Annotated in this window: 24 protein-coding genes; 6 read left to right on the forward strand and 18 right to left on the reverse strand. The window is 43.1% G+C overall.

What is annotated here, in order from left to right; all coding sequences use genetic code 11:
* The first annotated feature begins 165 nt into the window (after positions 1–165).
* Complete coding sequence (locus N667_RS0100720; protein WP_409978163.1) at positions 166–1,827, forward strand: DEAD/DEAH box helicase; 1,662 nt, start codon at positions 166–168, stop codon at positions 1,825–1,827.
* The gene (locus N667_RS0100725) at positions 1,814–2,608 is read left to right on the forward strand and encodes a YqhG family protein (protein WP_027407776.1); all 795 of its coding nucleotides are present in this window, start codon (positions 1,814–1,816) and stop codon (positions 2,606–2,608) included. Before N667_RS0100720 ends, N667_RS0100725 begins: the two co-directional genes overlap by 14 nt.
* A gap of 87 nt (positions 2,609–2,695) precedes the next feature.
* Here N667_RS0100725 and N667_RS19230 read toward each other — a convergent pair whose 3' ends face one another.
* The 9 genes from N667_RS19230 to comGA form a co-directional block, all read right to left on the reverse strand.
* Positions 2,696–2,872, reverse strand: a complete 177-nt coding sequence (locus tag N667_RS19230) for a YqzE family protein (RefSeq protein ID WP_084278794.1) — start codon at positions 2,870–2,872, stop codon at positions 2,696–2,698.
* 36 nt (positions 2,873–2,908) lie between these two features.
* A complete protein-coding gene (locus tag N667_RS0100735) occupies positions 2,909–3,412 on the reverse strand; it encodes a shikimate kinase (RefSeq protein ID WP_027407777.1) in 504 nt (167 codons plus the stop codon).
* 67 nt (positions 3,413–3,479) lie between these two features.
* Positions 3,480–3,866, reverse strand: a complete 387-nt coding sequence (gene comGG, locus N667_RS0100740) for a competence type IV pilus minor pilin ComGG (protein WP_027407778.1) — start codon at positions 3,864–3,866, stop codon at positions 3,480–3,482.
* A complete protein-coding gene (gene comGF, locus N667_RS0100745; protein WP_051529917.1) occupies positions 3,863–4,324 on the reverse strand; it encodes a competence type IV pilus minor pilin ComGF in 462 nt (153 codons plus the stop codon). Before comGF ends, comGG begins: the two co-directional genes overlap by 4 nt.
* Positions 4,303–4,626 (reverse strand): competence type IV pilus minor pilin ComGE, encoded by a 324-nt coding sequence (comGE, locus tag N667_RS0100750; protein WP_027407780.1) that lies wholly within the window; start codon positions 4,624–4,626, stop codon positions 4,303–4,305. The genes comGF and comGE overlap by 22 nt, the downstream gene beginning before the upstream one ends.
* On the reverse strand, positions 4,610–5,056 hold the full coding sequence (gene comGD, locus N667_RS0100755; protein WP_027407781.1) for a competence type IV pilus minor pilin ComGD: 447 nt from the start codon (positions 5,054–5,056) through the stop codon (positions 4,610–4,612). The genes comGE and comGD overlap by 17 nt, the downstream gene beginning before the upstream one ends.
* A complete protein-coding gene (comGC, locus tag N667_RS0100760) occupies positions 5,040–5,336 on the reverse strand; it encodes a competence type IV pilus major pilin ComGC (RefSeq protein ID WP_269528264.1) in 297 nt (98 codons plus the stop codon). The genes comGD and comGC overlap by 17 nt, the downstream gene beginning before the upstream one ends.
* 13 nt (positions 5,337–5,349) lie before the next feature.
* Positions 5,350–6,384 carry a competence type IV pilus assembly protein ComGB gene (gene comGB / locus N667_RS0100765; protein ID WP_027407783.1) on the reverse strand — a complete coding sequence of 345 codons (1,035 nt, stop codon included), beginning with the start codon at positions 6,382–6,384 and terminating at the stop codon, positions 5,350–5,352.
* On the reverse strand, positions 6,381–7,439 hold the full coding sequence (gene comGA, locus N667_RS0100770; RefSeq protein ID WP_027407784.1) for a competence type IV pilus ATPase ComGA: 1,059 nt from the start codon (positions 7,437–7,439) through the stop codon (positions 6,381–6,383). The genes comGB and comGA overlap by 4 nt, the downstream gene beginning before the upstream one ends.
* A 213-nt stretch (positions 7,440–7,652) precedes the next feature.
* Here comGA and N667_RS0100775 point away from each other — a divergent pair, with 213 nt between their 5' ends.
* Both N667_RS0100775 and N667_RS0100780 read left to right on the forward strand, forming a co-directional pair.
* The gene (locus N667_RS0100775) at positions 7,653–8,357 is read left to right on the forward strand and encodes a helix-turn-helix transcriptional regulator (protein WP_027407785.1); all 705 of its coding nucleotides are present in this window, start codon (positions 7,653–7,655) and stop codon (positions 8,355–8,357) included.
* A 118-nt stretch (positions 8,358–8,475) separates the two neighbouring features.
* Positions 8,476–8,718, forward strand: coding sequence for a DUF2626 domain-containing protein (locus N667_RS0100780; protein ID WP_027407786.1), 243 nt, complete (start codon positions 8,476–8,478; stop codon positions 8,716–8,718).
* Between the two features lie 29 nt (positions 8,719–8,747).
* Here N667_RS0100780 and N667_RS0100785 read toward each other — a convergent pair whose 3' ends face one another.
* A complete protein-coding gene (locus tag N667_RS0100785) occupies positions 8,748–9,878 on the reverse strand; it encodes a class I SAM-dependent methyltransferase (RefSeq protein WP_027407787.1) in 1,131 nt (376 codons plus the stop codon).
* Positions 9,879–10,044: 166 nt separating this feature from the next.
* Positions 10,045–10,677 carry an MBL fold metallo-hydrolase gene (locus N667_RS0100790; protein ID WP_027407788.1) on the reverse strand — a complete coding sequence of 211 codons (633 nt, stop codon included), beginning with the start codon at positions 10,675–10,677 and terminating at the stop codon, positions 10,045–10,047.
* Positions 10,678–10,759: 82 nt separating this feature from the next.
* Between N667_RS0100790 and N667_RS0100795 the strand changes: the two genes are divergently transcribed.
* Positions 10,760–11,185, forward strand: a complete 426-nt coding sequence (locus N667_RS0100795) for a hypothetical protein (RefSeq protein ID WP_027407789.1) — start codon at positions 10,760–10,762, stop codon at positions 11,183–11,185.
* A gap of 61 nt (positions 11,186–11,246) precedes the next feature.
* A complete protein-coding gene (locus N667_RS19235) occupies positions 11,247–11,423 on the forward strand; it encodes a DUF2759 domain-containing protein (protein ID WP_027407790.1) in 177 nt (58 codons plus the stop codon).
* 10 nt (positions 11,424–11,433) lie between these two features.
* On the opposite strand, the gene N667_RS0100805 is transcribed toward N667_RS19235, so the two are convergent.
* From N667_RS0100805 to N667_RS0100835, 7 genes are all read right to left on the reverse strand, one after another.
* Positions 11,434–11,757 (reverse strand): MTH1187 family thiamine-binding protein, encoded by a 324-nt coding sequence (locus tag N667_RS0100805; protein WP_027407791.1) that lies wholly within the window; start codon positions 11,755–11,757, stop codon positions 11,434–11,436.
* A gap of 60 nt (positions 11,758–11,817) precedes the next feature.
* Positions 11,818–12,984 (reverse strand): M14 family metallocarboxypeptidase, encoded by a 1,167-nt coding sequence (locus N667_RS0100810; RefSeq protein ID WP_027407792.1) that lies wholly within the window; start codon positions 12,982–12,984, stop codon positions 11,818–11,820.
* Between the two features lie 100 nt (positions 12,985–13,084).
* Positions 13,085–14,965 (reverse strand): LTA synthase family protein, encoded by a 1,881-nt coding sequence (locus tag N667_RS0100815; RefSeq protein ID WP_027407793.1) that lies wholly within the window; start codon positions 14,963–14,965, stop codon positions 13,085–13,087.
* 202 nt (positions 14,966–15,167) lie between these two features.
* Entirely contained in the window at positions 15,168–16,646 is a 1,479-nt protein-coding gene (gene hpaB / locus N667_RS18150; protein WP_051529918.1) for a 4-hydroxyphenylacetate 3-monooxygenase, oxygenase component, read from the reverse strand.
* A 187-nt stretch (positions 16,647–16,833) separates the two neighbouring features.
* A complete protein-coding gene (locus tag N667_RS0100825) occupies positions 16,834–17,787 on the reverse strand; it encodes an ROK family glucokinase (RefSeq protein WP_027407794.1) in 954 nt (317 codons plus the stop codon).
* A 6-nt stretch (positions 17,788–17,793) separates the two neighbouring features.
* The gene (locus N667_RS0100830; RefSeq protein WP_027407795.1) at positions 17,794–18,006 is read right to left on the reverse strand and encodes a YqgQ family protein; all 213 of its coding nucleotides are present in this window, start codon (positions 18,004–18,006) and stop codon (positions 17,794–17,796) included.
* A 141-nt stretch (positions 18,007–18,147) separates the two neighbouring features.
* Positions 18,148–19,605 (reverse strand): spore germination protein, encoded by a 1,458-nt coding sequence (locus N667_RS0100835; protein WP_027407796.1) that lies wholly within the window; start codon positions 19,603–19,605, stop codon positions 18,148–18,150.
* Positions 19,606–19,643 lie beyond the last annotated feature (38 nt).

The following is a 19,643-nucleotide window of genomic DNA, read 5'->3' on the forward strand; positions in this document are numbered from 1 at the left end:
TATTATACTACCATTAACATGCGCACAAGAGCAACAAAAATTCAATGGAAAGATTAAAAAATAACCGAACTTTTATATCATAAATTCCGATTAACAATTAATAAAAAACTATACGTTAAATTAAAAACAAATAAAAATGTTCGTTATTAAAGGAGACGAGACATTATGGTGAACATCGAATTTGATTCATCTTGGAAAGAGCCGTTTCTTGAACGGATCGAAAAGGACGGTCCCTGGGCGAGCTGGGAAATGTATCAGCTAGCCTTAGAAGCAGCTCAGCATTTGGCTGTTCCTGACTTTGACGGATTACAGGCACCGAAGCATTTGCCTCATTTGACGCCGTTGCCGCACCAGCTAGAGGTCGCAAGACAGGTCGTTGAACAAATGAATGGAAAAGCGATTTTGGCCGACGAAGTAGGTCTTGGAAAAACGATCGAAGCCGGTTTAATTTTAAAAGAGTATATGATTCGCGGACTTGTGAAAAAAGTGCTTATTCTCGTTCCCGCGTCACTCGTATCGCAATGGGTGGCGGAGCTGAATGAAAAGTTTTTCATCCCTGCCGTTGCACAAAAGAAGAGTTACGTCTGGGAACAATGCGACGTTGTTGTGTCATCAATCGACACAGCGAAAAAAAGCCCTCACCGTGAAATTATTTATGAACAACAATATGACATGGTGATTATTGACGAGGCTCATAAGCTAAAAAATAATAAAACAAAAAATTATGAGTTCGTACAAAATCTAAAAAAGAAATTTTGCTTGTTATTAACTGCCACGCCGATCCAAAACCGAATCGAAGAAATTTTTCATCTCGTTTCTTTGCTAAAGCCGGGACATTTAGGCAATGCCTCCTATTTTGCTGAAACATATGGAAAAACACGATCTTTGCAAACGGATGAACATTTAAAAGCGCTTGTCAATAAAGTAATGATCCGCAACCGCCGCATTGATACCGGCATCGAATGGTCTAAACGGCATGTCGAAACGGTCATCATCGAGTTTTCGAAAGAGGAGCGGGAATTATATGAAGCTGTCCAATCGTTGAAAGCGGATGAAACGTTCCTTAAGCATCAATTTTCGCTTATTACAATGCTGCGTGAAGTCTGCAGCAGCCGCGAAGCGCTGTATCTCACCCTTAAAAATATGATGGGCAAATATAATGGAGAGATGCCGCCATACATGGAAGAATTGATTGAAAAAATCAATTCCGTCACGGTCAACTCGAAAGCGAAAAAAGCGCTTGAACTCATTCAGCGCATTAATGATAAAGTGATCATTTTTACAGAATATCGAGCGACACAATTATATTTGCAATGGTTTTTGCAGCAAAATGGCATTTCTTCGGTCCCGTTTCGCGGTGGGTTTAAACGAGGGAAAAAAGATTGGATGAAAGATTTATTTAAAAATCGCGTACAAGTGCTTATCGCCACAGAAGCTGGGGGAGAAGGAATCAACTTGCAATTTTGTCATCACGTCATTAATTACGATTTACCTTGGAATCCGATGCGCCTCGAGCAACGAATCGGACGTGTCCATCGGTTAGGGCAAACAAACGATGTTCGTATTTACAACTTTGCGGTAAAAGATACCGTCGAAGAACATATTTTAAAACTCCTTTACGACAAAATTCGCTTATTTGAACGCGTCGTTGGTGAATTAGATGATATTTTAGCAAAACTAAATATGAACAATTTCGATGACTATTTGCAGGATATTTTCTTCCGTTCTCGCAATGAACGAGAGATGAAAATCAAAATGGAAAACTTGACCGCAATGATCGATTTTGCCGACCAAATTGCAAAGGGGGAGCAATATGCAGCAAGATGAGATTCAACAGTTTCTTAAACGTTATTTTCGGGCGCACGAATGCGATATCGTGGAAGACTACGATGAATATTTGACAGTTCAGCTATCGATTGAACTGGATAAAGAATTGATGAATCGTCCTTTTTACTGGCATTATATCGAACGGACAGGCGGCGTCCCTGCCCCAATGAAGCTCACGCTGATCACGAAGCAAACCGAAAAGACACGCACGCTTAAAGGGGAACGGCTCCATTTTGGCTCGCCAAGATTACATCAGATTTTCCAATCGGCGCAACGCCGCGGCGGTTACATCCGTCTGTACGAACAGGCACATGCAGAGCCGCAAGCATCGATTCCCCTCCATCCTTGGCTTGGGTTAAATGTAAAAATTTCATATCAATGCGATCGAAAAAAAGAGCAGCTTTTATCGCTCGGTCTGCATTTAATTAGCGGAGGAATCGTTGAACAATTTCATGAAAAGCTGCAACATCTTTCTCTTACGCCCAAAATTCCTGATTATTGTTTTACCATTTCTCCGATCATTAAACCGATCAGCGGCATTGGAAGATTAGAAAAATACATTCAACAGATTATCGAACGCGATGACCATACATGGGCAGAAGAAGCAATCGCCCGATGGAGAGAAGATATGGCCCTTCTTGACCATTTTTACGAAGAGATGGATGAAAAGCCGGAATGCTATTATATCGAAAAAGAGGCGCTTGAAGAGCAATATAAACCGAAAATTACCGTTTCGGTAATCAACGGCGGGCTATTTTACCTGCAGCCTCGCTCTTCTTGAGGAAGCGCTAGCTTTTTTATCGAAATAAAAACAGCTTGCCGACCAAGTCGCCAAGCTGAGACTTCTTCTCCGAACGGAGAGGATTCGTCATTTTCTCCGAAAGAGAAGCTTTAGTGAAAACGGGACCATTCCAAACAAATGATACAAAAGCGGCGGCTTTTCCTGCTTCCGCGCTTCCCGACGTTTCTTTCGCTCCTCTTTCGGCTCATCCATATAACGAACAAATTGCTGTGTGACATATTTGACGTAGTCGTTCGTAGACATAGGCGGCCACCACCTTTTTTGCTAGTAGCATTTCCATTATTGCTCCTGTTTAATCAAAGCAATGATCTCGTCTACAATTTGCCCTACGCTTTTGTCGGTCGTATGAACGACCCAATCTGCTTCGCGATAATAAGGGAGCCGCTGTTTCCATAACGCTTCGAAACGATGGAGGTCGCGTTCGGAAAACAGCGGGCGGGTATTGTCGCCGGCCAACCTTTTGACAATTTCGCTAAACTCACAATGCAAATAAATGACCGTACCTGTTTGTTTCATCCAATCACGATTTTCCTTTTGAATCACCATTCCGCCGCCCGTCGTGATGATGACTTTGTCAGGCGGCAATTCTCGCAATAACTCGCGTTCATATTTCCGAAACGCCGCTTCTCCTTCCTCCGCGAAAATTTGCTTAATCGGCTTTCCAATCCGCTCTTCAATATACTCGTCCGTATCAAGCAACGGTACGTGCAGTCGTTCCGCCAAATAGCGGCCTATCGTCGTTTTTCCTGCTCCCATAAACCCAGTCAAATAAATTCGCTGCATCGGCCATCCCCGCTTTTCTCGTTTTTTACTACCATATCATATATTGAACATGGGATAAACCGCTACGTTACGATCGCTCTTTCCATTCGACCAGTTCTAGCCCTGGAAACGAAACAGTAAATTCCGCCTCATAGCGTATACCCTCGTTAGAGATTGCAGACATTGTTACCATCACCTTTTCGCCGCTTAGCAGTTGCCATTCGTATTTCGCCGTGCCGATCGGATAGACAAAAGTTCCTTTACCAGAGGAAATAGACGGCAACTTCTCTTCTAGTTCGGCGTTTACATCCTTTACCGCCATTTGCATAAGGGAGTCAACATCATATGATTGCTGTTCATATTTCGCGAACTCGATTTCTTCCTCGTATAATGCGAGCACATGCAAAAGGAGCGATAAAAATAAGCATGAAAACAAAACCGTAATCGGAAAAATGACACCTTTTTCATTTTTCACGTCTGCTTCACCTTTATCGGGAAAAAAGTAGAGATAAAAGCTGTATACTGCCTTCCTTCTAAAGTGAGAACATGAATGCGGACGCCTTTTTCCTTCACCTCATACCGGACATCAGAAACAGCTTGCAAAACCGTTTCATTTCCTTCATTGTTCACGCGCCGGCGAATCACCGTTCCGTATTTTTCAAAGCTCACCTTTTCTCCAGTTGGCTTATATGCATATAACACCGCACCGCTGCTTTGCAGCTGAGTCGATTCACGAATTTCCCTTTTCAATTGCTGAACAAATACTTGCCATTCCAATTGGTTAAAACGCCTAGACTTGTCTGTTTGCAGCCAATGAATATCTAGAAGCATCGGCAAAAAAGAGAGAACTAGCAATACACAAAACAGCACGATGAGCATTTCAATCATAGTAAATCCGCGATTTTGCATGCTCATTTTTTGGCATATCCGCATCGTTTAACCGTCCTTCCAGCATAATCGCGCCATTGCACACAAACTTTTTCCATTTCATTTTCCTCTTTTGTCCAAAAGACCGAATACGTCATTCCTGCAACAATCACTGTTTTTTCTTGTTGAACCGCATCCTCGCTCAGTTCACTATTCAATAACTGCTGCGCTTGGCTTTTTAATACAGCGTTTTCGCGCTCCACCATAATCTGTGTCATGATTGGCAATAAAATAGCGGTTATAAACAATAGGAGCGACAGTGAAGCAATTGCTTCAACCAATGTAAACCCGCTACAATTTTTGTACATAAAACCTTCCTTTTCCAAGCAAAAATACGATTCTATAGGCTTTTTTGCCGTTTCTCATGAACATCGTCCCTGACTTATTCACATTTCCGTTGGCTAAAAAGGTTAACGGATTTTGCAGCGTTGCCATCTCAAACGCCCATTTTTGCGGAAGTTCGCGCTGAAGAAGAAGGCGCCCAAGCATAGAGTTTTCCGTGACACGATATCGCCCCTGTCCGTTATAAAACACGACAACAACAGCAGTTTTATGGGTCATTGCATATTGCTGGGCATACAATAAATCGTTTGTTAGCTGCTCAATCATATATGTTTCCTCTTTTACCTTCGAAAGTCGATCAATGCGCGGGATCGAAATGATCGCAAGCACGCTGACAATCATTAAAACGACCAACATTTCAACGAAGGTAAAACCATTTTTATGTTCCACTTTCACTGACTTCTCCATTGCTATCAATTTGAATCGTATGACCATTTGGACATTTGTTCGATTTAATGTATTTTTCATCGACAAGCTGCTGCACTGTTGGTATCGCATTGTTCTCCATTTGATATGCTTTTACTTGCGCCTGTACTGTTTTAACGAATGCTTCACATCCTTTATCGTTAATCATGCCATGGTGCTTCGCAATATTAGGAATAGCAATTAACAAAAGCACGGAAATCACCATTAAAACGATCAACATCTCAATTAACGTAAACCCTCTTTCCTCCACTTTCCTGTCCTCCTTACAATTCATTGATTGTTTCAAACATAGGTAATAAAATGGCTAAATACATGCTGATGACTAACAAACCGATGAACGAAAAAAGTACTGGCTGAACAATGTCTGTCCATTTTTCAATGGTTTCTTCCATTTTTTCGAACACAAACTCGCTATAATGAAACAGCTCTTTTGCTAATTCTCCGTTCGATTGTCCGTGGCGAATGACGAGCATAAGTTCTTTTTCATAATAACGGCGTGATGCGACAATATGTTCTAATTTGTCTCCTTGCGCCAGCTGCTCTTTCATCGCGCTTCCTTCTGCCCGCAAAAACGAAACATTGCGCTGTTTTTCAAATACTTGGAGCGATTCATAGATAGATAATCCGCCTCTTAATAAATGGCTCAACTGCAAGGCAAACAAGTGGGTATAATACTGCCTTGCGACGACGCGAATGATCGGAATTTTCACCCACATATTTACTCGAGCGATCGGAGAAAGCCTTGTAAACATGCTCATGCTGCCAGCAATTGCGATCCCGGCAATCAAGCAAGCAGTAAAAAAAGCGGATGGTAAAATGGATATAACATGAAGCAATACATAGGAAGATGAAGAACGATGGGAATAAAAAGAAGAAGAAAGATGTGTAAATTGTGGAACGAGCGTCTGCTGGATAAATAAAAGCATCAGCACCATCATGCAAAGGAGACAAAGCGGATAGCTCAGCGCTTTTTGAAAACGCTGCAAATAACGAACTTTACTATTTAGCATATGTCCCGCCTCAATTAATCCTTGGGCAAGGTTTCCGTGTTGCTCTGCAAAGAACAAATAACCCAATGCTTCTGAATGAAACGAAAGCGGCTCTAACGCTTTATGAAAAGCGAGGCCGGAATAAAGGGAGGAAAGGCATTTTTGTAAATCCCTTTTTCTAGAAACCGGCTGTTGAATTTCTAAAAACTCGATCGCTTGCGACAGTGAATATCCTTTGTCGAGAAGTTTCCCTAACTGCAACAAAAATTTTCCCTGTTCTTCCAACGACCACGCCTTTTTACGTTTCATGCGCTACCCCACCCTTCGAAAACCGATGGAGATACAAATCCTAACGCCACCCCTTTTTTCAGCATTTGTTGCAACGTTGGATAACGGTATGAAACCTTTTCCCCCCTCGCTTCTTGAATGGCTTTTTGCAGCGCTTCCCCGTGAAGCCATTCGTATATAGCCGCCCGCCTCGTTTTTCTTTGTTGGCGGCAAAACGATGAACACGTTTCACCGCAAAGAGGACACATTAACCCGACGAGGCGCTGCGCTGTCACCGCCAGCAATGTTTGCTCGATTTCTTGCAAGGAAACGTCAAACTCTAACAGTCGATAAATTGCTCCCACTGCGTTTCTCGCATGCATTGTCGAAAGAACTAAATGGCCGGTAAGCGCGGCGCGAACCGCGATTTTTGCCGTTTCTGCATCGCGGATTTCGCCAACCATGATGATATCGGGGTCGTGTCGCAAAATCGCCTTTAATCCAGCAGCATACGTGATTCCTGCCTTTTCATTCACCTGCACTTGAAGCACATGTTCCGCGCGCTTTTCCACCGGATCTTCAAGGGTAATAATATTGCGGCGGCATTTGCTTTGATATGTCGATAAAAGCGTATACAAAGTCGTCGTTTTTCCCGAACCGGTCGGTCCAGTAAAAATAATCAACCCGTGGGAATATTGAAGAAATGATAACAAAACCTTCGTCGCGCTAGGAAATAGTGAAAGTTGTGTAAGAGGAAGAAAGGAGTCTTGCGGGAGAAGACGGATGACGAGACTTTCGTCATGAACGGTTGGCAACGTTGATAATCGCAGGCTAATGACCATGTTATTCTGTTTGATTTCCATCGCCCCGTTTTGCGGTCGCCGCCGCTCTCCGATGTCCATGTCCGCTAAAAACTTAAAATGTGCGACAAGACGTTCGTACATATCTTTTTCGATTGTTTCCTTCGTGGTCAATGATCCGTCGATGCGAAGTTGAACAATGGCATCGTGTCTCCTTGGGACGATATGAATGTCTGAGGCTCGTAAAGCGCTTGCCTCTTTTACCAAGCGGTCGGCCAACTGCTCGACTTCGTTCATTCACTCACCCCTTTTCGTATGATTCGTTGCATATATTTCGGTGTTTTTCTACAAAATCCTTCTTTTTCTCTGAAAAAATGTTGCTTTAGTAAAAAATGAATAATTTATGAATTTTATACAAACAGGCCCATTAATTAGCTGTAAAGATGATGTCAACGGAACAACCCGTATATTATAATAAATATAGCATCGATTGCGTGGGAGTGAATGACGATGGAACAAGTTTTAAAAATTACAAACGTGCTAGCCGATCCTACCCGCTACCATATTTACGAATATATTGCAAAAAAGAATAAAGAAGTATCCGTTCAAGAAATTGCCGAAGCATTCAGCATTCATCCGAACGTGGCGCGCCTGCATTTAACCAAACTTGAAGATGTCAACATGCTCGTCTCTGCTACCCAAAAAACAGGAAAAGGAGGACGACCAAGTCGCCTATATCGTCTATCCGACGATGTGATTCAGCTTCATTTTCCATTTCGCGATTACTTGCTTCTTGCCAAAATCGCAATCCAAACGATGATAAAGCTAGGTGAGGTCGGCAAGCAAGCTCTGTACGAAACCGGAAAAAGCTTTGGCAAGGAAATCATCCTGCATCGCCTCCCGCACGATCAACCGGTTCAGCGCCTATCGCTTGCGGAGAAAATAAATATTTTGAAAGAAGCGACAGAAACGGCTGGGTTTTATCCGTCATTTGATTACAATGAAAAAGAACAAAAAATTATTTTTAAAGTCTTTAATTGCCCGTTTAAAGAGATCGCTTTCCAACAGCCAGAAATGGTATGCAGCATGCATTACGCATTTTTATGCGGCATGCTTGAAGCGCTCTTTGATCAAGCGGATCTGGCTGAGCTTGAAAACATGACAAACGGCTGCGATTCCTGCTCTTACCGTGCATCCTTGGCTTCTTGCCGCTAAAAAGCCCGCTTGCACTAGCCATTCCGTCAGAAAATTGAAAGCGCTGTTTACACGGCTATCATATGTACATTATAATATGTAAAGGCAACCATTTGCTTAAAAAGGAGGGAAATACATAATGGATCGCATGTTCCGCGTTTTATCGTTCTGGACAGGCATTTTTGCAGTTATGTTTTATCTTGGTCACATGCATACAACTTCCTTAATTTTCTTTGGCCAAACGTTGTTTTTCTTATTGCTTGGCTATTTAAAGCTAACAGAGCGGATGTACATCTATATTTTTGGCGCATATTTAACAATCTTCTTCGCCGCATTTACGTATTGGACTACATTTATGATGGTTCCAGGAATGGGCGAATAATAAAAAAGCGATGGGATCCCATCGCTTTTTTATTGCAAAAAATCCAGCTCTTTCCATACATTTTCCCATGCAATCCGAACATTTTTTTGTTGGATCGCCACTTGAAAGAACGCGCTTATTCCTTCATCTGTAACGAGCGAGCGAATTGCCCGGTTTCGTCGGCTTTGCTCAGAAAACGGATTCGGATCATAATGCTCAGTTAAGTAACTTAATATTCCTGCGGCTAATAAAAAGCGATCTTGGCGCATCATGTCTACCCAATTCCAGCCCGCGCGCTCTCCATACATACGAAGTGCATCCCATTGAACATGGGCCGTGATGTCCATCTGCCCAGGATGCGCGAGAGGATTCGAAATCAGCTGGTGCTGGTAATAGCCGCGCAAACTTCCTTGGCGCCGGGCCGGAAGCTTCCATTCCTCATCGGTATATCCGTAATCCACTGTAATCATAACACATTGCTCAAATATCGGCGCACTTTTTAATAGAAAACATTTCAGCGCAAGCGGTATTTCCAGCCGCTGACCTTCCTGTAGAGATATGTTGCGCTCCCGTAAATAAAGCAGAATCTCTTCATTTTCCAACGGCCGTTTTTCCTCAGCGAGCTGTCCGTCCCGAACGGTGACAAACAGTTCATACAACATTCCATGTTCTTTTGTTACGACGTGAACTGGCAACGCATCAAAAAATTCATTGCTGAACACAATTCCTGAAAACGCTTCTTTCCCTCTTTGAAATTCGTCAAAACTTTTATATTGCAACGCTTTTCCTTCGAATGGGGCAAGCGCCTCTTTTTGTTTTGCCCGCTGATATGGACTCGCTTCAATAATGTGATATGTTAACATTTCGTATGTGTGCGGCGATTTTTCTTTCCACTCTTTCAGAACAGAACGGGCAAAGGTTCCGTCGCCTCCTCCCAATTCGCAAATGTGCGGGACAACCTGCCCCATTTTTATAAGCTGAATAAAAAAGGAAGCAAATAATTTCCCGAATACATCTGAAATATGGCTGCTTGTAACAAAATCGCCAAAACGGCCTATTTTCACGCCATGCTTCATATAATAGCCATGCGCCTCATCGTATAAAGCCAAGTTCATATAATCGGCATACGATATGCATTGCCCCGGCGCTGACATCATCTTTTTTAAAATAAAATCGCTCATTTTATTTGCTCCTTTAGAGTTTTCACTATTGACATAGTGAAAATATTGTTATATTGTTATGTTAGTAGCTTAACTATATCCCCTCCCATTATATGGATAGAACATCCCCCAAAGCCCCTTCTCAATCGAGAAGGGCCTTTTTTATTTACAAGCCCCTCTCCTTTGCTTAAAACCCATGCAAAAATGGATTTGTATCCATTTCAGCACCAATTGTCGTCTCCGGTCCATGCCCCGGCAACACGACCGTTTCTTCCGGCAATACAAGCAAACGTTCATGGATGCTCTGCATCAGTTCTTTGTAATTTCCGCCAGGCAAATCGGTGCGCCCGATGCTTCCGGCAAACAATACATCGCCGGAGAAAACAGCGGCAACTTCCGGGCAGTAATACGAAATGCTTCCGGGCGAGTGTCCAGGCGTCTGTAGCAGCTCAAATGTAAACTCCCCTATTGTCAAAGCGGTTTCTCCTCGTAAGCAATGAGGTTCGGCTGCCACTTTCACTTGCTCTCCCATAAAATACGCAGACCCATTTAATTCTGGATTGGAAAGCCATTCTTTTTCTTTTTCGTGTACATATACCGGAATCGACCATTTGGCTACAACGTCGTTAATAGCGCCAATATGGTCAAAATGCGCATGTGTCAATAAAACGGCCAACGGCTTCCATCCTTTTGCTTCAATGTAATTGATCAGTTTTTGTCCTTCGCTTCCAGGATCAAAAATCACGCACGTTCCATCGCGATGCGTTAGTATGTAAGCGTTTGTTTGCAATGGCCCGAGCGGAATGCGCTCCCACTTCATAAATATCCCTCCATTCTTTATATCCATCATTTTACTCGACCCGCTTATTTGTTACAATATAAAGAAAAAAGAAGGGAATAATATGATTAAACGATACGCCGTTTCACTTTACGAACAAGCAGGGGAAAGCAGCTTCATCGTTGACCAAGACGAAGAATGGGTCATTGTCTCCGAGGTTCCTGGACATATAGATGATTATGAACCATTAATCGAAATCGAAAAGCCAGCCGTTACAGCTATTTTTACCGATTACGGCTTTGTATCCTCTTCGGGCCATTTTTATCTTTTCGAGCCGCTTGTCACCGCTTTTTCGATCACCGATGGCGATCCAATTGAGATTGAGATGTTTCTCCTTCAGCTCGAAGAATATATCATCGCTCGAGAAAAAACTGAGCCGATGACTTATTGGATCGGGAAGCAACATGAAGAACTGCTTACAAAAGTCGCGTCAGCTTATCATGTTGCCATCGACATTTTCGACCTCGACAAATGTGGAAAAAACGATTAAAATGTAAAGAGATTCTTCATTTTTTACATATAGTTTTATTGGCGAAAAGGGGGTAAGTATAATGGGATTAGTCATTATTTTTGCGTTAGTAACATTGTTAGCGCTTTACGGCATTGTGCGTTCGCTGCGTGAAAAAAATATACTTGCATTATTATTCGGTTTAGGAACAGCGGCTGTATTTGGCTGGTTTACGATTATGACGGTTCTGCATCACGGATTTCCAACAGGCACACACTAAAACAAGAGGCTTAATAAGCCTCTTGTTTTAATTTTTCTTGTACACTTGTCACTTTTTCAGCCATGCTCCGCTTTTTATCGCGGCGGTCGTCGATGCGGATATTCGTAGCTACCCGTTGAATTCCTTGGGCAAACGGGACTTCATGTATCGCTTGAATCACTTCAAACAATACCGGAAGTTCTCCTTCAATAATTGTGCTCATTGGCGTCAGCATAAAATCAATTTTTCCCTCTTCTTTATACGCTGCTAGCACCTTTTGAATTTCCGCCACATATTCGCTTACACTTGGGCCGGCTGTGCCGATCGGAATTACGGTTACGTCTACAATTGCCATATCTTAACTCCCTCTATAAGTCATTTTCTTTTCTATTATAATCTGAGCCATTACGTTTCCTCAACTCATAGACAATAATGCAAGGATGATGTCTAACGTATTTTCATAAATTTCCTCAAACTGTTCAAGCGGCAGCGGATTCGTTCCTTCTCCTAACTCAACGGTATAACCTGGACGTTTCCACGTTTGAATAAACCAATCTCGGTAGCCGGCATGGCTATCAATGTAACGAATCGCTTGATAGTTGCTTGCTTTCGCCATTTCGTTCACAATCGATTCCGATTCTTCTGGTTCAAATCCCTCGTATCCCCAATAAATTTCCTTCCCTTGCGTATGAAATGCCACAACTGTTGCAAAATCGCTCTGCTCCGTTAGGGCCGCCATCGCCTTCGTTTCCGGTTCTGTAAGCGGATGGAAACCTGGAAAATCGCGCGGCGCAGGCGCCTTCGGAATTTTTCTTTCTTGTTCCACTTCCCATTTAGCTGGAAACTGATTGTTTAAATCGATGCCGCGAATATTTGCTTTCCACTGTGAAAAATCAAGGCTTCCCCCGTTGATGCGAAGCGCTTCGCTCCCATATGGTTCGACGTTTGGCGGACCGTTCAGCACTAAGTTCACACCATCGGGATTGACCATCGGCACGATGGATAAAGTGACTTTTCTATAATAATCCATCAAACAATGGCCGCGCAGAGAATTTTCATTCGTTAATGCTAGCACGTATTCGTTAATGAACGCCATGAGAGCCGCAGTTGTAATCCATTCATTAGCGTGGAACGAGCCGTTTAAATGAATTTTTTTCGGACCGCTTCCGATTGTTAATTCAATCAACGGCAATCCTAATACGCTCGTTCCAATCACTCTTTGCTTTATAAATGGATAATAGGTGCACAAGTCATCTAGATCTTGTTTCATCGTGGCGAAATCGTAATTTTTTTTGCCGTCAACAATCGCTGTTTCGATGCGACGTGGAATTCGCAATAGAAGGCGGTCATCATTCATTCGCTCAAGCGCTGCGGCTGGAAGCGAAACAGATTGTGCGATTTGTTCAAGCGTTTCGCTTGCTTGACCGTGGTAAGCCACCACATCATAGCCGGGAATGCGGATGATTTCATCTTCATACAGTCTATCATTTACATGTGGATTCGCGTCTTTCATTAATTCATACGGAACAGAAAACCATCGGCTATACACATCTAGTGTATCGCCTTGCTGTGCACGGATCATTACGTATAGCCCCCTTTTTCCTTTTTCTCTTCAACATATGAAATAGTACGAGAAAAATGAACAATAAAATAGGCTCCGCAGGATTCCTATCCTACAGAGCCTATTTTTTCGTTGTTCTATCGTTCTGTACGTTTTTTTGATTATAAAAACGCAATAAGTCGCCATATACAATTTTGTCGGAATAGTCAAGCTCTTGCTTGGCCTTCTCCATATACGGCTCGCAATATGATACATTCGTTTTGCTCCCTGTCCGTTTGTCGTAACAAACGTTGTCTTTGTAGACATAGTCTTTCGTTACAAAACTGCCATCGCGCAACACGACAAAATCCAGTTTGTCTTTCGCAAACAAGTCCTGGCCAAAATGAATATCGTTTTTCGTATCAATCCCTAATAAATGAAGCAGCGTCGGTTTTACATCGATTTGTCCCGCGACTTTCGAAATGATTTTTGGGTGCCGATCTGTTACTCCCGGAATATGAATAATCAACGGAACACGCTGCAATTGCACATGGTCGAACGGAGTAATTTCCGCTTTTCCTAAATATTGCGCCATTGCCTCATTATGATTATCGGAAATTCCATAATGGTCGCCGTATAAAATAATAATCGAATTTTGATACAGCCCTTCTTTTTTCAGCAACTCAATAAATGTTTTTAGCGATTCATCCATATAGCGGACCGTTGGAAAATAGCGGTTCACTGTACGGTCGTCTGACGTATACTCCGGCACCATCCGATCTTCTTCGCCGAGCTCGAACGGAAAATGGTTTGTTAACGTAATTAATTTTGTATAGAACGGTTGCGGCAGCTTCTTTAAATACGGGATCGACTGTTCAAAGAAATGCTTGTCTTTTAGCCCCCAACCGACGGAATTCTCGTCGGTTACATTGAAGTCATCGAGCGAAAAATAACGATCATATCCTAGTGATCGATACATCACATCGCGATTCCAAAAGCTTTTATTGTTAGCATGGAATACAGCCGTATAATATCCTTCGTTTTTTAAAATTTCCGGTGTTGCATGATACTCGTTCGTCGCATGAGTAAAAAATACCGCGCCACGCCCTAACGGATAAAGCGAGTTTTCAATTAAAAATTCCGCGTCCGACGTTTTTCCTTGGCCCGTTTGATGATACAAATTTTCAAAATAATAGCTTTTCTTAATAAAATCATTTAAAAAAGGAGTAATTTCTTGACCATTCACCTTATTATTAATGACGAAGCTTTGCAGCGATTCCATCGAAACGACGATGACATTTCGCTTTTTGGCGATGCCAAACAACTGTTGATTTGGTGCCTTTTCGTTGGCGCGAACGTAGTTTTCAATCTCCGAAAGCTCGCTGCTGTCAGCCAGTGCCCGTTGTGCTTTCGTTTTCGACTGCAAAACGGCATCATAAATTAAATAATTATACATCCCAATATTTTTTACTAACATCTTTCGGTCAAAAGTTCTCGTCAATAGTTCAGGCCGCTCCCCTTCGGCCAAACCAAGATTCAGCAAGGCGATGGCCGTAAACGCTAAGAAATATGCCGAGCGCTCCTTTTTCAATACCGATTCAAACGACACGAACGGCGATTTTTTCCACACAAGCCACGCAAAAAGCGCTATGTCAACAAACATGAGTAAGTCCGCAAAGTGAAACAATTCAAACGCGCTGTTCCCTAAATCGCCCATGTTGCTCGTTTGAAACAATACCGGTAGCGTAATAAAATCATTAAAAAACCGGTAAAACATCACATTGATATACAATAAAACGGTGACGAAAAAGCTCATCGCCACTATGTAACGGTTGCGCCATTTCTCCCTCATAAATAAAGAAAACCCGAAAATAAGCAAGAGAAAACTCAACGGGTTGATAAACAATATAAACTCTTGCATCCACGACTCAATTTCTATATCAAAACTCGTCTTATAAACAATATATGTTTTCAACCACAACAACAAAATCGCAAGAAACAAAAAACGCTGCCTTCTAACCATTTCATACAATCCTTTCCTTCACTTATGGAATCTCTGTTTTTCCATAAATTAGGATATAATCCTACTTACCACCATCTATCTTAATATCCTTTTTACAAAAAGGCAATTTTTTTTAAACATTTATATGCTATATTTTATAGACGTCTGAAATAAAAAAAGGTTACAAAAAAATAGAAGGCACCTCGGCCCCCTTTTAGAGCGATCACTTTCTCTCCTCATCTAGTGAATCATCTTTTTGGCGATTGGCAGTATGATCTAAAAACTGCTGCACCATTTCAACGGATTTTGTCTTATCGTAGCCGTTATAAAAGCTGACAGCAAATTTAACTGGATCCCCAAAGAAAAAACGTTCATACAGCGTTTGCCGTGTACCAAAGGCGCTCATCGTCATATCCCATGCCAGCCGGAACAATTGCACTCGTTCTTCGGCAGGCAAAGTGGCCGCCTGCAAATATCGATCTAAATCGGAACGAATCGCAGAAGAAAAGTCGCTCTCTGTAGGCAAGCAAACAAGACCGCTGGCGCCGAGAAGTTGAACAATTTCTGTGAAGCGTGGATATATGCGCGGATACAAAAAGGCAGCGGCAGAAAGCGGTGCAAGATCGGGAACCATCGTACCGCGGGCGTCTAGCTTCGCCTCCTTTTCCGATGCGTAAAGCAAAGCTTTTAACGCCTCTAGAGCAGCGGCAATTTCGCTCGCTTTTTCTTTTACGTGTTGGTATTCCCCTATTTGAATCGCCTCGATTAGCAAGTGGACAACTCCTAAAAAATATTCCGTCTTCACAACGCGGCGGGCAAGCACTTGATGCAAGAGCATCGCTGATAAATGACTTTCCGCATACAAATCTTTCGCAATCCAAGCATTTTTATATAAAAACACTCTCTCCCACGGCACTAAAACGTTGTCAAATACGACGATCGCATCGACTTCCTCAAAGCGGGAGCTAAGCGGATCGTTAAAGGCAGAATCGCCGGCGAACGATTGACGGCACACAAACTTCAAACCAGGAGTGTTAGAAGGGATCGAAAACGCATAGACATACTCATCGCCAATATAATTGCCCCCAGCCGGCAAAACAAGCAATTCGTCGGTGATACCGCCCTGAGTGGCCAATAGACGCGCACCGTGCACAATAATCCCGTCTGTTGTTTCCCGCACGACTTTCGCTGCAATGATTTCCTTGTCATCTTCGAAATAGCAAAGGGAACGATTCACCTGCGGATTGATAAACGTATGAGTAAACGACCAGTCATGCTTCATGGCTCTCTCATATAAACTGTGCAAATGTTCGGCATATTCGGGCTGTTGCTGCCCGAAAAAATCGGCAGCAGAAGAAAGCGCCATCACAGCTGTATTCATATAATCGGGGGAGCGCCCCATCATGCCCGCGCTTATTTTCGCCCATTCTTGAAATGCCAAACGACGATGTTCCAAATCCTCTCTCGTCGTTGGCCGTAAAAACGATGCGCCCGCAAGTTCCCCGCTTGACGTCCGAAATGTAAGAATATGCTGCTTGTCTTTGCAATGCTGCATATCGTACAGTTTCGCCTGACTGCGCATCACTCCAGAGAAAGCAGGATGTTCAGATATTTTTCCCTTTACTCGTTCTCCTTCAACCCAGACGTTCGCTTGCTGCCGATCAATTCTATCCATATACTCGCGCCCAGTAATAATCCCCATCTTGATTCCTCCTCTCTTCCCACAGCACGCAAAAGATTCACGACTATTGTATGCGCACAGCAAGATACGAGTTCCTCGATAAACGGCGATGTTTCTCAATTTTATCCTCCCTGTTATTTGAACAGAAAAAAATTAAAGAGACTGATCTAAAATTAACAGATCAGTCTCTTGATCTCTTTCTCTATGACTATTGTAAAAAAGCTTGTTTGGCCAACCATGCGCCGCCGATTACCCCCGCATCGTTGCCAAGCGTGGCAATAACAATGGACGCTCCTTCAGCCACCCGTGGAAACGCAAAACGTTGAAAATATTTCTTTACATGGTCGGTTAGCAAACTGCCCGCCTTCGACACGCCGCCACCGATTACAATTTTTTCAGGATTCACAACATTAGCCGCATTAGCTAGTGCCACCCCAAGATGAAATGTCACGAAATCAACAATTTCGAGCGCTAATGGGTCATTGGCTTTCGCCGCATCAAAGACGTCTTTTGCCGTCACGCTACCGGACAACATGCTTTTTGCATCCTTGTCTCTGAGCCGCTCTTTAGCGATACGCACAATTCCAGTTGCCGAGGCAATCGTTTCTAAACATCCAGTTTTTCCACAATTGCAAGGTGCGCCCCCTTCTGGAATCGATGTCATATGCCCGATTTCACCGCCTGCCCCATTTGTCCCATGGACGATCTGACCGTTAGCGATAATACCGCCGCCAACCCCGGTGCCGAGCGTAACGCAAATTAAATTTTTCGCACCATCTCCTGCTCCCTTCCACATCTCGCCAATTGCTGCCATATTCGCATCATTGTCTACAACGACTGGAAGCGATGTTTCAATCTCCAGCAAATTTTTTAACGGGTAATTTTTCCAACCTACATTTACCGCTTCGTAAACAAGCCCCGTCTCTCCATTTACTGGTCCCGGTGCCCCCATGCCAATTCCAAGCACCTTATCTTTCGTTTGGCCATGCTCTTCTAATTTTCGATCAATCGCTTTAGCAATATCGGTGACAATATGTTTCCCTTGCTCGGTACGGTTCGTGTCAATTTCCCATTTATCAATAATCTCTCCGTATATGCTCACAAATGCCATTTTGATCGTCGTTCCGCCTAAATCAACACCTATTAGCCATTTTTCCGACATATTTGCTCATTCCTTCTTCATTCGTTTTTCCCGTTCCAATTGTGCCTCATGCCTTACAATCAATAAGGCCATTTGATAATCTTTCACATCGATTAATTGCGACTGGTACAGCTCCTTAAGTTCTTCTTCCATTAGTTCTAAGTCGGCCACACGGTCGCCGACGTAAATGATCGTACCAAATTTTTTCAACAGCTGCTGAACATCATAAACTGTTTTCATTTTTTCACCTACTGAGGTATCTTTTTTCTTTTTTCACACACTATAAATGTATAAAGAAATAGAACAAACCGTCAAGGAATGAATGTAAATAGCGGCAAAAAATTCACGATAAAAGGCCTATCTCTTTCGCGAGATAAGCCTTCACCTATCAGGATCGCGCGGATGCAACACTGTCGGGCGGCGGTTTTTAAGCGGAATGGGTGAACGAACTAAAACATCGCGCATCGCCCGATAGGAAAATGGAATAAATGGCCATAAATAAGGAACTGTAAACGACTTCATACGTGCGAGCATCAAAAGCCATAGTGTAATGCCGATAATGTAGCCGTAGACGCCAAAAAGAGCAGTGGCAATTAACAAACCGATTCGCACTAATCGGTTCGCCAGCCCCAGTTCATAACTTGGTGTCGCGAATGTTCCAATCGTCGCCATGGAAAAATAAAGAATCACTTCGTTAGAAAAGATGCCGACTTGTACTGCGATCCCTCCGATCATCAGCGCAGCCACTAGCCCTAGCGCAGTCGCCAAAGAGGAAGGTGTGTGAATGGCCGCCATCCTTAGCATATCTATTCCAAGCTCGATCGTAATCAATTGTGCCAATAAAGGAAGTTCTCCTTTAGTCGCTTTGCCGATAAACGCCAGTGCATCAGGCAATCGTTCCGGCTCCTTCATTAATAAGTACCACAATGGCAGTAAAAAAATAGAGGCCCAAACAGCTAAAAAGCGGACAAACCGCAAATAGGCACCAACGACCGGTTTATTGCGATACTCTTCCGCATGCTGCAAATGATGCCAAAATGTAGCCGGCATAATTAATACGCTCGGGGAACCATCTACCATCACTAAAACATGCCCTTCATATAAATGAACGGCTGCCGTATCAGGCCGCTCCGTATAGCGGACAACCGGATACGGGTTCCAATGCCTTCCGGAAATAAACTCCTCAAGCGTTTTTTCTCCCATCGGCAACCCATCTGTATCGATTTTGGAAATCGCTTCTTTCACGCTGTGCACAATTTCAGGGTTAGCGATATCTTCAATGTAGCAAACACAAATATCCGTCTTCGAACGTCTCCCGACTTGCATATATTCCATTCGCAATGTTCGGTCGCGAACTCTTCTTCTCGTTAGCGCCGTATTAAATACGATTGTTTCCACAAAACCGTCGCGCGCGCCGCGAACGACCCGTTCCATATCCGGCTCTTGCGGCCCGCGAACAGGGTATGTACGCGCATCAATTAAAATCGCATAGGCGATTCCGTCGACGACCAAGGCCGTTGGACCGGCAAGTACTGCATCGACTACTCGATTTAAATCGTCCGTTTTTTCCAACTCAATGTATGGAATATACGTTTTCAGCAATTTTTCAAGCGCATTCTCTTCAAGGGCGTCTTTAGGAAGTCTCGCAAAAAATTTCATAATGAGATGTAAAAGATCGTCCTTCACAAATCCATCAATCATAAAAAAAGCCATTTGGCGTCCCGCATATTCCACATCTAAATGAATCACATCAAAACTTTTCCCGACACCTAGCCGTTCACGTAAATAAGCAACGTTTTCATAAAGTGATGTAGAAACAGCCTGCTTTGTTTGCTCCATGCTTTTCACCTGCGCGATTATCCATTTTACCTTCCATC

Origin of the sequence: Anoxybacillus tepidamans PS2 (assembly GCF_000620165.1) — a bacterium.
Lineage (GTDB): Bacteria > Bacillota > Bacilli > Bacillales > Anoxybacillaceae > Anoxybacteroides > Anoxybacteroides tepidamans_A.

Bases quoted from the DNA above. Each gene is read 5' to 3' on its own strand.
- N667_RS0100720 (WP_409978163.1), top strand. From the start codon at position 166: ATGGTGAACATCGAATTTGATTCATCTTGGAAAGAGCCGTTTCTTGAA.
- N667_RS0100725 (WP_027407776.1), top strand. From the start codon at position 1,814: ATGCAGCAAGATGAGATTCAACAGTTTCTTAAACGTTATTTTCGGGCG.
- N667_RS19230 (WP_084278794.1), bottom strand. From the start codon at position 2,872: ATGTCTACGAACGACTACGTCAAATATGTCACACAGCAATTTGTTCGT.
- N667_RS0100735 (WP_027407777.1), bottom strand. From the start codon at position 3,412: ATGCAGCGAATTTATTTGACTGGGTTTATGGGAGCAGGAAAAACGACG.
- comGF (WP_051529917.1), bottom strand. From the start codon at position 4,324: ATGCGGATATGCCAAAAAATGAGCATGCAAAATCGCGGATTTACTATG.
- comGE (WP_027407780.1), bottom strand. From the start codon at position 4,626: ATGTACAAAAATTGTAGCGGGTTTACATTGGTTGAAGCAATTGCTTCA.
- comGB (WP_027407783.1), bottom strand. From the start codon at position 6,384: ATGAAACGTAAAAAGGCGTGGTCGTTGGAAGAACAGGGAAAATTTTTG.
- comGA (WP_027407784.1), bottom strand. From the start codon at position 7,439: ATGAACGAAGTCGAGCAGTTGGCCGACCGCTTGGTAAAAGAGGCAAGC.
- N667_RS0100775 (WP_027407785.1), top strand. From the start codon at position 7,653: ATGGAACAAGTTTTAAAAATTACAAACGTGCTAGCCGATCCTACCCGC.
- N667_RS0100780 (WP_027407786.1), top strand. From the start codon at position 8,476: ATGGATCGCATGTTCCGCGTTTTATCGTTCTGGACAGGCATTTTTGCA.
- N667_RS0100785 (WP_027407787.1), bottom strand. From the start codon at position 9,878: ATGAGCGATTTTATTTTAAAAAAGATGATGTCAGCGCCGGGGCAATGC.
- N667_RS0100790 (WP_027407788.1), bottom strand. From the start codon at position 10,677: ATGAAGTGGGAGCGCATTCCGCTCGGGCCATTGCAAACAAACGCTTAC.
- N667_RS0100795 (WP_027407789.1), top strand. From the start codon at position 10,760: ATGATTAAACGATACGCCGTTTCACTTTACGAACAAGCAGGGGAAAGC.
- N667_RS19235 (WP_027407790.1), top strand. From the start codon at position 11,247: ATGGGATTAGTCATTATTTTTGCGTTAGTAACATTGTTAGCGCTTTAC.
- N667_RS0100805 (WP_027407791.1), bottom strand. From the start codon at position 11,757: ATGGCAATTGTAGACGTAACCGTAATTCCGATCGGCACAGCCGGCCCA.
- N667_RS0100810 (WP_027407792.1), bottom strand. From the start codon at position 12,984: ATGATCCGTGCACAGCAAGGCGATACACTAGATGTGTATAGCCGATGG.
- N667_RS0100815 (WP_027407793.1), bottom strand. From the start codon at position 14,965: ATGGTTAGAAGGCAGCGTTTTTTGTTTCTTGCGATTTTGTTGTTGTGG.
- hpaB (WP_051529918.1), bottom strand. From the start codon at position 16,646: ATGGGGATTATTACTGGGCGCGAGTATATGGATAGAATTGATCGGCAG.
- N667_RS0100825 (WP_027407794.1), bottom strand. From the start codon at position 17,787: ATGTCGGAAAAATGGCTAATAGGTGTTGATTTAGGCGGAACGACGATC.
- N667_RS0100830 (WP_027407795.1), bottom strand. From the start codon at position 18,006: ATGAAAACAGTTTATGATGTTCAGCAGCTGTTGAAAAAATTTGGTACG.
- N667_RS0100835 (WP_027407796.1), bottom strand. From the start codon at position 19,605: ATGGAGCAAACAAAGCAGGCTGTTTCTACATCACTTTATGAAAACGTT.